Origin of the sequence: Carnobacterium sp. 17-4 (genome assembly GCF_000195575.1) — a bacterium.
GTDB lineage: Bacteria > Bacillota > Bacilli > Lactobacillales > Carnobacteriaceae > Carnobacterium_B.
On the sequence record NC_015391.1, the window covers coordinates 1996949 to 2007953 of the forward strand.

The window sequence follows — 11005 nt, forward strand, 5'->3', positions numbered from 1 at the left end:
CTTCACTATCCTAACATATTTTTTTATTTCTAACCATTTTTTAATTAAAAAAATTTTCATTTAAAATAGAATTAGTCCTCTTACTTATTAAAGTATAAAAAAACAGCTGGTATAAACTCGGCATACTACCGATATATACCAGCCAATGGCTATTTTATTAATGATTAGTTTACTGTTTTATACAGTTTTCTCTTCTTTGAGTACACCATCTTCAATACGATAAACACGATCACAGTATTTCAACATGCGTTCATCATGGGTAACCATAATAGCGGCTTTATTCCGAGATTTCACTTCTTTTGCAATCAATTGCACAACTTCATGAGCACGTGCAGTATCTAGATTAGCTGTGGGTTCATCTGCTAAAATAACATCTGGATCATTCATAAAAGAACGCGCAATTGCCACTCGCTGCCTTTCACCGCCAGATAACTTGTCTGGAAATTTTCCGAATTTATTGTCTAATCCTAAATCTGCTAAGAGTTCTCTTGCTATTTTTTTCATATCTTCAGTAATGGAACCCTTCATTTTTACGACCACCAATAATTGATCTAGTACAGTCAAATAAGGAATCAAGTTTGATGTTTGCAGTATAAAACCAATTTGTTCCAAACGAACTTGTGCTAACTCTTTTTCATTCAAAGAGGATATTGCTCTATCTTTAATAAATACTTCTCCTTCAGAAGGCTTCAATAAAGCTCCTGCAATTGCTAAAAAGGTACTCTTTCCTGAACCAGATGGTCCAATAATAGCTACAAATTCTCCTTTATCCACAGTCATTGAAACTTGATTCAAAGCAATTGTTTCACTTTCACTATCTTGATAACGTTTTGTTACATTTTTCAATTGAATACCAGTCATTATTCCAACCTCCCTAATGCTGTTAACGGATCAATTTTTGAAATTTTGATTACAGAAAACAGCGAACTTAAGACACTTATCGCTAGTAAAACGATACTATAAATAATAACCATAGGGAGTTTCAAGTTAAACGGCATTCCCTCTGGTAATACTGCAGCAGTAAGGTATGTCAAACCAATTCCTACTAAAATACTGACAGCTGATAAAACGAAAACTTGTGAGATAACTGTTTTAATAACAAATCCGTTGCTTGCTCCAATGGCTTTTAGCACACCGAATTGTTGCGTTTTTTGATTGGTTAAAACATAAAAGAACACACCAATAATAAAAGCTGAAATAATAATTAAAAACCAAAGCATCATCATGATTGTGCCGTTTTCAGCTGTATATCCAGGAACTGCATTTACAGCTTCATCTTTTGTCCCTATTTCAATCCCATCAATTGTTTCATTTATTGCTTCAACGTCTACATTCGTTCCTTGAAGTAAAATTCCATTAACTGGATTTTCTATACCATTATCTGAACCAGGTGCAGCGTACTTAATAGCACGAAATTTATCTAATTGTGCAAAAATAACCGGCTGATGATTTAAAGTTTCATTTTGAACAAAACCGATAATCTCCACTTCTTCATTAGATCCATTGATTGCTAGCGTATCACCTAATGAAAAACCGTCTTCTTTCAGCGACTCATCCACAATTACACCATTCAAATTGCTGTTTATTAGTGATTTTCCAGAACTGACAGACGGCTCCATAAATGATCCGGGCTGAATACCCGCTATAAGGACATCCGTTTTTGTTGCATTCTCTTCATCACTGGCAGCAGAACGTATTGAAGCCGAGACCGTTCCCATTGAAGCGACAGCTTCAACCCCTTTTTCGTCTAGCAATTGTTCCTCCAAATCTTCAGAAAGAATTGACTTAGAAAAGCTAAAATCCGTTTCCTTTTCAAAAACAACGTAATCTGCTTCCGAATATTTTAACGTCGAAGTTGCTAAATCAGATAATCCCGTTCCAAGACCAGATAATACAAACACAAGCCACGAAATAAATACTATAATTAACCCAATCATAATAAATCTTCCTTTGGAGTGCTTTAGTTCCTTCAGTGCTAAAAACATTTATCCTACCCCATTTCTTTAAGTACTTATCTTTACAAATAGTAGTATACAACAAAGTTACACTTGTGTCACTTTGGAATATCAAAAATACCATTTTTAATGATCATCTTAATAAAATAAGCTCTTTCTTTGGAACTTAAATTAGAATGATCAGGTATATTAATACTATGAAAAATAATACCAACAATTAAACTATCGGGGATTTCTTTTTTTATATAACCATTTGTTTTACCAGTCTGAATAAATTGTTGAATATAATTAAAGAAATGTCCATGGACCTCTCCAGAAATAAGTTCTTTTTGCTTTTGTTTTTCAGTACTGATGACCATTTTGTCATGTGGAAGAGCATTTGAAATCAAATGTACTTCTCGATACTTAAAAATCAACTCGAATAATTGATCAAATTGGTCTGTAAAGTCCAAAGACAAGTTTATTTGATGAAACTCTTCCATCATTTGTTTCATCTGTCCTACTAAGTAATCACTAATAAGTTCATCTTTATTCGTATAGTATTTATAGATAGCCGCTCTTGAAACTTTTAATGATTTGGCCAGCAAACTAAATGAAAATTTTTCATAACCTTCTTTTATCAAAAGATTATGTGTCTGCAAATAAATATCATCTGTTGAAAATTTCTTTTCTCTTGCCACCAAAATCACTCCTTATTTTTTCTTTGCTACTGTAGATTATAGCATGTTTTATTTCTCTACAAAGCAAAAAACAAGGGTCTGAAGTTTCTGTTCTTCAAAACCTTGCTCTTTATTTTTATTTTACCAAAGCTAAAGCACCCATTGGATCCCATGGTTCTAATGCAATAACAGGCTGTTCTAACGCTTTCAACCATTTTTCAGGAATGTATTTTTTATCTACTGCAATTTGATAGTTAAATTCCTCAAACCATTTGTCACTCATGGAATATATTCCCTTTTTACCTGATTTGTCTCCCCAACTGTTTTCAACTTTCCATGTTAGAGGCTGACCTTGTTCGTCCAAATCTACTCCCACAAATACCATTGCATGAGTCAATAAGCTATCGCCATAATCTAAGCGCTGCGCTTTTGTTAATCCGTTACCCTCACCTAGTGTCAATTCATAATTGTAACTATGTTCATCCATAATCCCACTATCTCTTACCAACATTTTGCCCACATCGCAGCCAAACCAGACTGGCTGAGCGTCTTTAATTGAAGCAACAGCGGCTTCTTTTAAAACTTGAATAGGGACATTGATGTATTGGATCGGTTTTGCTTCTTTAACGGTTCCTAAATACTTAACAGTATAAGCTCTTCCAAAAGGTTTATCTTCAGTTGGTGCATTTAACAAGCTGACTAAACTTGTTAAATCCCAACCGACATATTCTTTAAAAAAGTCTTGTGGAGTGAGTTCATTGATACGGCAGTATTCACCCTCTTTGTTTCGATAAGTGTAAGTAAATGACTCAGGAACTTCACCCAATGCCTTGACTAACACAGTATAAATGAAATACAGCATCGTTTCTTTATTCTCTGTTAATTCGTTTAATGAAGATCCAGCTTGATAAGCTTCACGTAATTGACAAGCAAATTCTCTGAGTTTAGAGGTTAGTACTGAGTTTAATTTTCTTGTATTAGAAGAATGAAACGTTTCTGGCATAACAGATTTAGGAACCGCGCCGTATTTTTCTAGCAGTCCCGAAAACATATCCCATTGTCCACCATCTTGAACTGGATCCATCAATAGATGAGAAACAATTCTAGAATTTTGCGGTTCGTCTAGTGTTTCTAAAATGCTGTCTAAGAAATAATTGGCTTTTTCAAGTTTATCCCAAAACAACGTATAATTTTGTGAGAACTCAAAACTATCCATATTTAATTTCTCCATCGTATCTACACGAGCAGTATTTAAAGCTGCAAACATCCAACATCGGCCACTGGATTGTTGATTTGTTATTGCACCACGTTTGGTTTCGTTTGAGAACTCAAAAGGATGCCTTCTTAAAACATTATTATCTAAAGAAGCATCATCAATACCAACTTTTGCTATGGCGCCTTTAATCACCTGATTTGTATTGTTTGCATCAAACCGTACTTTAAACTCTGTTAACAATTCGTTATTGATTCCCATCTTCATTCCCCCTAATTTATTACTTAAAAGGATACTCTTCTTTGGTTTATCTAGCAAGTTGATTCATTTATTCCTACTTTTCTGATTAGGAGGGGCTCCACTCTTCCATGAAACATCTCTTTATGGAAGAGTGGAACGGAAAACTACCTTCACTCTTCCATTAGAGGGCTCTTAACGGACAAGTGAAACAAAAAAAGCGTCTCACTTGTCCATCAAATTTAGTTTCACGTAAAAGTGAACAAAAAAACCTCACTTTTCCATAGAAAAGCGAGGTTTCATTCTGACAATATTAAACATTACAGGGTCTTTAGTTACTACTAGTTATAGTATAATTTGTTTCGCTTAGTGCTTGGTTAAAAATTGATTCATCAATTTCATTAGAACTTTCGACAATCGCTTGTTTCGTTTCTAAATTAACAACTACACGTTCAATGCCTTCAACTGATTGGAATTTTTCAACTACTGTACTTGCACAACCTTCGCATTTCATGCCTTCAATCGTTAATTCTTTTTTCATTTCATATCACTCCGTTTCAATAATTATAGTTTCACTTTATTTTTTTAGATTAGGGTTTGAATCTCTTTAAACGCAGTGCATTGATCAGTACGGATACTGAACTGAAACTCATTGCTGCTCCAGCCAACATCGGGTTTAACAATGGTCCTCCAAAAATGTGGAGCAGTCCCATAGCAATAGGAATTCCTAAAACATTGTACCCAAATGCCCAAAATAGGTTTTCTTTGATATTTTTGATGGTTGCTTTACTCAATTCCACAGCTGTTGGTACATCCATTAAATCACTTCTCATCAGTACAATGTCTGCAGATTCCATAGCTACATCTGTACCTGTTCCAATGGCAATACCAATATCAGCTTGTGCTAAAGCAGGAGCATCATTGATACCATCACCTACCATAGCGACTATTTTTCCTTCGGCTTGTAATTTTTTTACTTCGTTTGCTTTTTGTTCCGGTAACACTTCACTTAACACACGGTCAATTCCTACTTGTTTGGCAATAGCTTCAGCAGTCCGTTTATTGTCACCAGTAATCATTGCTACCTCTAATCCCATCTTATGCAATTTTTCAATGGCATTCAAGCTATTCGCTTTTACTGTATCTGCAACGGCAATTATTCCTGCCATTTGACCATCTTTAGCAATATACATTGGGGTTTTACCCTCGCTTGCTAACTTATCGGAAATTGACTCTACTGCATCAAGTGAGATACCGCGGTCGACCATTAATTTTTTATTTCCTAATAAGAGAGATTGATTCTCTATTGTTACTTCAATTCCATGTCCAGGCAAAGCATTGAATGTTTGCGTTTTAAGAAGAGGCAATTTCTTATTTTCTGCTCCGTGAACAATTGCTTCTCCAAGTGGATGTTCTGAGCCTTTTTCAGCAGAAGCTGCAAGAATCAATAACTTCTCTTCAGATAACTCACTAACAGTTACAATATCTGTTACTTCAGGTTTTCCTTCAGTTAGTGTGCCTGTTTTATCAAAAATAATCGTGTCGATTTTATGTGTTTTTTCTAGTGCTCCGCCACTTTTAATTAAAACGCCATATTCGGCTCCTTTTCCTGTACCGACCATAATAGCGGTAGGTGTCGCTAATCCTAGCGCACAAGGGCAGGCAATAACTAATACCGAAATTGCGATTGTCAGAGCAAATACCCCTGATTCTCCAGCTAGATACCAAGCTACTCCTGATAGGATAGCTAGTATGATAACGATTGGTACAAAATATCCAGAAATAATATCGGCAAGTTTCGCAATAGGAGCTTTTGAACCTTGTGCATCTTCAACCAACTTAATGATTTGAGATAAGGCTGTATCTTTACCAACTTTTGTAGCTTTGTATTGAATTGTTCCATTTTTATTGATACTTGCTCCAATTATCGCATCGCCAGTTGTTTTTTCAACGGGTATACTTTCTCCAGTCAACATAGCTTCATCAACTGACGTCATTCCTTCGACCACTACTCCATCGACGGGCATTTTTTCACCTGGTTTCACGATGATTAAATCATTTACTTGTACTTCGTCGACTGCTACTTCTACCTCTTGTCCATTTCGCATCAGCCTAGCTTTTTTTGGAGCAAGACCCATTAGTTTTTTAATTGCTTCAGAAGTTTTCCCTTTTGAAAGAGCTTCAAAGTATTTACCAAGCGTGATCAACGTCAAAATAACTGCCGCAGATTCATAATAAAGCTCCATAGCTAAGCCAACATTTCCCATCCATATGCCTATAGTTGCAGCTAAGCTGTATACAAAGGCCGCACTCGTTCCTAAAGCAACAAGCGAATCCATATTGGGATGACCTTTGAATAAAGCTTTGAATCCGACTTTAAAAAATTCTCTTCCAAGAATTACAACTGGTAAAGTCAAAATCAATTGAGTAAAAGAAAAAGTGCCCGCATTCATCATAGGATCAATCACTTCAGGTAGTGGCATTCCTAACATATGGCCCATTGAAATGTACAATAAAGGGACCGTAAAAATAGCTGAAATCCAAAATCGCTGCCACATCTCTTTTATGTGTTGTGCTTTTTTTTCACGATCCATGTCTAGTGCATCGGCTGATTCAATTTCTTCATGAGCTTCATAACCAGATTCTTTTACGGCATTTGTAATATCCGCTACTCCTAATTGATCTGGATCATATTGGATACTCATTTTTTCAGTAGCTAAATTCACACTCACATTTGCTACTCCTGGTAATTTTCCAGTTGCTTTTTCAATCGTTTGAGCACATGATGCACAGGTCATCCCTTCAATGGTAAAGGTTTTCTGTTTTTTATCAGTTACAGCTTTGTATCCTGATTGATTTACGGCTTCTTGGATATCTTTATCTGTCAGAATCGATTCATCGTATTGAATATGCATTTTTTCAGTAGCCAAATTCACACTGGCTTCTTTGACTCCAGGTAATTTCTTAGTCGCTTTTTCAACAGTCTGAGCACATGATGCGCAACTCATCCCTTCAATGGTAAATGATTTCTCAGTCAATTCGATTCACTCCTTTTTTTATGAATGGCTATGTTGGCAGTCGCATTGTCCAGGTATACAGTCACATGGAACGCTGTCAACAGCTTCTTCTTTTTTTTGTTGTACGAGTTCTTCTAGCATCTGAACATCTGCATGACTCAATGTAGCTTCACGGATAAGTTCAGCAATGGTTGTTCCAACTTTTCGATTGCAAATCTGATCAAAAAAATTAGTTGTCTTACTTTTAAAACTTTCTTCTTCACTAATAATTGGACTATACAAATACTTGTTTCCAATCGCTTCGGTCTTTAAAATTCCTTTTTCAACTAAACGGCCAATCAATGTTTTTATGGTTGCTTGCTTCCAATTCATCTTTTCTTTTACTATTTCGGTAATTTCTTTACTAGTTACCGTATGATTTGTCCAAACTACTCGCATGATTTCCCATTCAGCATCAGAGATAGTTGGTTGAATTTTATTCGTCATATCGGGTTTCCTCCTCTTCGACTACACTTGTAATCATTCCCATACACTTAGTTTACAACTGTAATCGTTTATTGTCAACTACTAGAATTAAAATTATATGCATAAAAAAAAGAAACTCATCTGAGCTTCTTTTTTATTGTGCTACTTGTTCTGTGTTATTAAATTCACTATTTAATATTAATATATCCACTCTTCTATTTTCAACTCGACCTTCATTTGTTTTGTTATCTGATTTTGGTCGGTATTCTCCATATCCTACTACCGAAACCCGATTTGGGTTGATTCCTGAATCATTTATAATAATTTGAGCTACATTGCTCGCTCTTAAAACTGAAAGGTCCCAATTAGATTTATACTTTGGATTTGAGACGGGCACAGAATCTGTATACCCTTCTACACGAATGAAACTATCTTTTAATGCTGGTTGGTTTAATAACTTCCCAATATCAACGAACTTATTTTGTTGATCCGCTTTTATCTCTGCATTGCCACTATCAAAAAAAAGTGCATCATTAAAACTTAAAACCAGTCCCCTTTCTTCGATAGAAGTCGTGACACTATCATTGAGCTCACTAGTATCAATGTAAGCATCAATCGTTTCTTTTACTTCTTCTTGTTGCTCTTCCTCTGTCAGCTCTGTAGAACCCTTAGAATTTTCCCCGTCACCGGATTTGCTTTCTCCTTCAAGAATCCCAGTTCCGCCTCCACCCATTTCCATACTAAAAACTGAAGCCAGCTCATTGTATTTTGATTTATCCATTTCACTCATGGAGTACATAATGATAAAAAATATCATTAAAAGAGTAATAAAATCTGCGTAAGATAGCAACCATCTCTCATGGTTTTCTGGTTCTTCTTCATGCTTCTTATTTCGTCTACTCATACTTCAGTAACTGCCTTTCCTTCATGTATACTATTACTATCTACTACGATTTCTGAACCATTAAGAAAACCGGTTAATTTTTCATTTATTAGATTAGGTCGAACACCTTGTTGGATCATTAAAATAGCTTCTAAAATCAATTCCTTTTCCATTTCTTCTTTTTGGGCAATTTTTTTCAACCGTGTTCCAATAGGAAGGAAAACTAAGTTCGCACTTGCTAATCCATAAAGAGTAGCTAAAAATGCAGATGATATGCTAGCTCCTAATTGAGACATATCGGCATCAGCTAAGCCTCCTAATACGTGAACTAGCCCCAGTACTGTTCCTACAATACCCATTGTTGGTGCGGTACCTCCTGCCGAATTAAAAATTGCAGCTCCTGTTTTATGTCTTTCTGAAATAGCATCCATTTCTAACTCTAATGTGTCTCGTATCATTTCGTAGGATTCTCCATCTACAACTAATTGAATTCCTTTTTTAATAAATGGGTCAACGTCTGAACTATCAGCTGCTTCTGATTCAATGCTTAGTACACCTTCTCTTTTTACTTTAGTTGCTAAAGTACTGAAATAAACGATAATTGTCGTCAAATCTTTTGATTTAGCTGTGAAGGACACTTTTATTATTTTCCCAATGTTTTTTACATACTCTAAAGGGAACGCAAGCAATACACTTCCAAGTGTTCCGCCAAAAACAATTACTGCTGGGGTCCAAGAGATTAGTGCACTTACGTGTCCTCCTTCACCCATAAAACCAATGATCATGGAACCAAAACCAATAACTAGTGCAATAAATACGCCCACTGTAATTCCTCCAAATTTTTAATACAAATTAATTAATATACCTCTACGTATATTATCGGTTTTTTTATCACTTTTTTAAGTCTCCTCTAATAAAAAAAATGCGCTCATTCTACTAAACTTAGAATAAGTGCATTTTTTATTTTCTTGCGTTCTTGCGATTAAGTACTCTTTCAAGGCGTGGACGATTGTACCGTTGCAAAAGGATAATTGGCACATTAAATACTAGCGCATAAATGACCATGATCCATCCTACCCATACAGGATTCCATAAAAAAAATAGAAATGAAGGGAGTATGGAAAGCCAATGGGTAAGTTCAGCTCGTTTTGTTTCAAGTATGAATGTTTCAAGATAATTTTCTTCTTTTTGCTGTAGATTTTTTTTATAAAATCCTTTTTTTAATATTTGTGTACCGTCAGGAATAATTTTCGCCCATTTTTTTATATCAAAATGTGTCTGCCAAAATTGTCCTTCATTTTCCCACTTTCTTGCTGGGTAAATAAAGGTTTGCTTTCGAAAATAACTTTCTGGTAAAGACAACGTAAAAAAAGAAATGCTTATTTGAAAAATTGTCCATGCAATGCTGTCAATAATGATAGTCCATATCATGGGAAGTTCTAAGAGTTGCACTGACCTACACCTCCAATTTCCGTCCACTCCAAGTAACTCTGTGGAGTACTTTTGTTAAAAAGAGCGACCATACAAATAAACCGATAAAAAACAAAAAGAATAATGGATAACCAAACAAAATCCATAAACTAAATTGGCCAAAACGATGAGCAAGCCAATAAAATTGTATGGCATAAGCTATACAAACTAAACTAGCGATAATCCATAGACTAGTATCATTTGCCAGCAAAGCTACTATTAAAGAACCCATTGTAAAAAATGCTCCACTGATCCAAAGTGAAATCAGACCTGTAACTATGGGATGAGTAGACTGAGCAGCCGTGCCAAAACTTTTTGTCCATCCTTCGACCAACTGCTTGATTCCTTCAGGGTACATTTGAAACTGGATTAATCCGCGTCCTCCATAACAGCGAACTGGAAAATTATTTTCCCTGAATTTCTCACCTAGAGCAAGATCATCCATTATAGCTCCTTTGATAGCTTTATGTCCTCCAACAATAAAATACTCTTCTTTATCACATAAAATACAAGGTCCAAATGAACCTGCCGTCTCAATTTGAGTACCTAGCGGGGTAAATACATTCATACCGGCCATTAAAATAATATTAAATACAGCAGATAAATTTTCATACAATTTTGTTATCTTATGAAAGGGTTGGAATGAGAGAATTCCAGTTGAATCGACAGATTGATACGTCGCTAACAACTGCTCCAAGCTAGTTTTATCTTCAAAGAACGTATCTGCATCTAAGAACAACAACCAATCACCTTTTGCTTCCTTTGCCCCACTCCAACAAGCAGCGGATTTCCCTGTCCATTCATCACTTTTTTTCTTTTTAATAACTTTAACACCCTGCTGTTGAGCAACAGCAATAGTCCTATCAGAAGACTCATCGTCTACAACAATGACTTCTACCGGTTTGTATGACTGATTATTTAAAGATGCCAACAGCACAGGTAAACGAGTTTCTTCATTTCTCGCAGGGATAATAATCGAAACTTTCTTTTTTACGTTATTATTATCAGCATCTTTAACAACCAAAGGAATTTTCCAAAGCATCAAAAAGCCACTGATTACTGAAATAAGGCTTAATAATATAATTATGAACAGCATCATTGCTCCT

Annotated in this window: 11 protein-coding genes; all 11 read right to left on the reverse strand. The window is 35.5% G+C overall.

The genetic code is table 11. The features are described from left to right. Nucleotides 1–177 precede the first annotated feature (177 nt). Nucleotides 178–861 (reverse strand): ABC transporter ATP-binding protein, encoded by a 684-nt coding sequence (locus CAR_RS09500; RefSeq protein ID WP_013711509.1) that lies wholly within the window; start codon nt 859–861, stop codon nt 178–180. Next, nucleotides 861–1937: an ABC transporter permease gene (locus CAR_RS09505; RefSeq protein WP_238526688.1), complete on the reverse strand. Its 1077-nt coding sequence runs from the start codon at nt 1935–1937 to the stop codon at nt 861–863. Before CAR_RS09505 ends, CAR_RS09500 begins: the two co-directional genes overlap by 1 nt. A 116-nt stretch (nt 1938–2053) precedes the next feature. Further along, a complete protein-coding gene (locus CAR_RS09510; protein ID WP_013711511.1) occupies nt 2054–2635 on the reverse strand; it encodes a TetR/AcrR family transcriptional regulator in 582 nt (193 codons plus the stop codon). 115 nt (nt 2636–2750) lie between these two features. Continuing rightward, complete coding sequence (locus CAR_RS09515; RefSeq protein ID WP_041556546.1) at nt 2751–4088, reverse strand: aminopeptidase C; 1338 nt, start codon at nt 4086–4088, stop codon at nt 2751–2753. 307 nt (nt 4089–4395) lie between these two features. Then, entirely contained in the window at nt 4396–4605 is a 210-nt protein-coding gene (locus CAR_RS09520; protein ID WP_013711513.1) for a heavy-metal-associated domain-containing protein, read from the reverse strand. Nucleotides 4606–4654: 49 nt separating this feature from the next. Further along, nucleotides 4655–7102, reverse strand: coding sequence for a heavy metal translocating P-type ATPase (locus tag CAR_RS09525; protein ID WP_013711514.1), 2448 nt, complete (start codon nt 7100–7102; stop codon nt 4655–4657). Between the two features lie 18 nt (nt 7103–7120). Beyond that, on the reverse strand, nt 7121–7567 hold the full coding sequence (locus CAR_RS09530; protein WP_013711515.1) for a CopY/TcrY family copper transport repressor: 447 nt from the start codon (nt 7565–7567) through the stop codon (nt 7121–7123). A gap of 133 nt (nt 7568–7700) precedes the next feature. Next, nucleotides 7701–8450 (reverse strand): OmpA/MotB family protein, encoded by a 750-nt coding sequence (locus tag CAR_RS09535; protein WP_013711516.1) that lies wholly within the window; start codon nt 8448–8450, stop codon nt 7701–7703. Then, nucleotides 8447–9253, reverse strand: a complete 807-nt coding sequence (locus CAR_RS09540; RefSeq protein ID WP_013711517.1) for a motility protein A — start codon at nt 9251–9253, stop codon at nt 8447–8449. Before CAR_RS09540 ends, CAR_RS09535 begins: the two co-directional genes overlap by 4 nt. Nucleotides 9254–9389: 136 nt before the next feature. Continuing rightward, the gene (locus CAR_RS09545) at nt 9390–9881 is read right to left on the reverse strand and encodes a glycosyl-4,4'-diaponeurosporenoate acyltransferase (RefSeq protein WP_148229416.1); all 492 of its coding nucleotides are present in this window, start codon (nt 9879–9881) and stop codon (nt 9390–9392) included. A gap of 4 nt (nt 9882–9885) precedes the next feature. Then, complete coding sequence (locus CAR_RS09550; protein WP_238526689.1) at nt 9886–10995, reverse strand: glycosyltransferase family A protein; 1110 nt, start codon at nt 10993–10995, stop codon at nt 9886–9888. Nucleotides 10996–11005: the final 10 nt, after the last annotated feature.

Excerpts from the sequence above, each read along its gene's own strand:
- CAR_RS09500 (WP_013711509.1), bottom strand. The coding sequence starts at position 861 with ATGACTGGTATTCAATTGAAAAATGTAACAAAACGTTATCAAGATAGT.
- CAR_RS09505 (WP_238526688.1), bottom strand. The coding sequence starts at position 1,937 with ATGATTGGGTTAATTATAGTATTTATTTCGTGGCTTGTGTTTGTATTA.
- CAR_RS09515 (WP_041556546.1), bottom strand. The coding sequence starts at position 4,088 with ATGGGAATCAATAACGAATTGTTAACAGAGTTTAAAGTACGGTTTGAT.
- CAR_RS09520 (WP_013711513.1), bottom strand. The coding sequence starts at position 4,605 with ATGAAAAAAGAATTAACGATTGAAGGCATGAAATGCGAAGGTTGTGCA.
- CAR_RS09530 (WP_013711515.1), bottom strand. The coding sequence starts at position 7,567 with ATGACGAATAAAATTCAACCAACTATCTCTGATGCTGAATGGGAAATC.
- CAR_RS09535 (WP_013711516.1), bottom strand. The coding sequence starts at position 8,450 with ATGAGTAGACGAAATAAGAAGCATGAAGAAGAACCAGAAAACCATGAG.
- CAR_RS09550 (WP_238526689.1), bottom strand. The coding sequence starts at position 10,995 with ATGCTGTTCATAATTATATTATTAAGCCTTATTTCAGTAATCAGTGGC.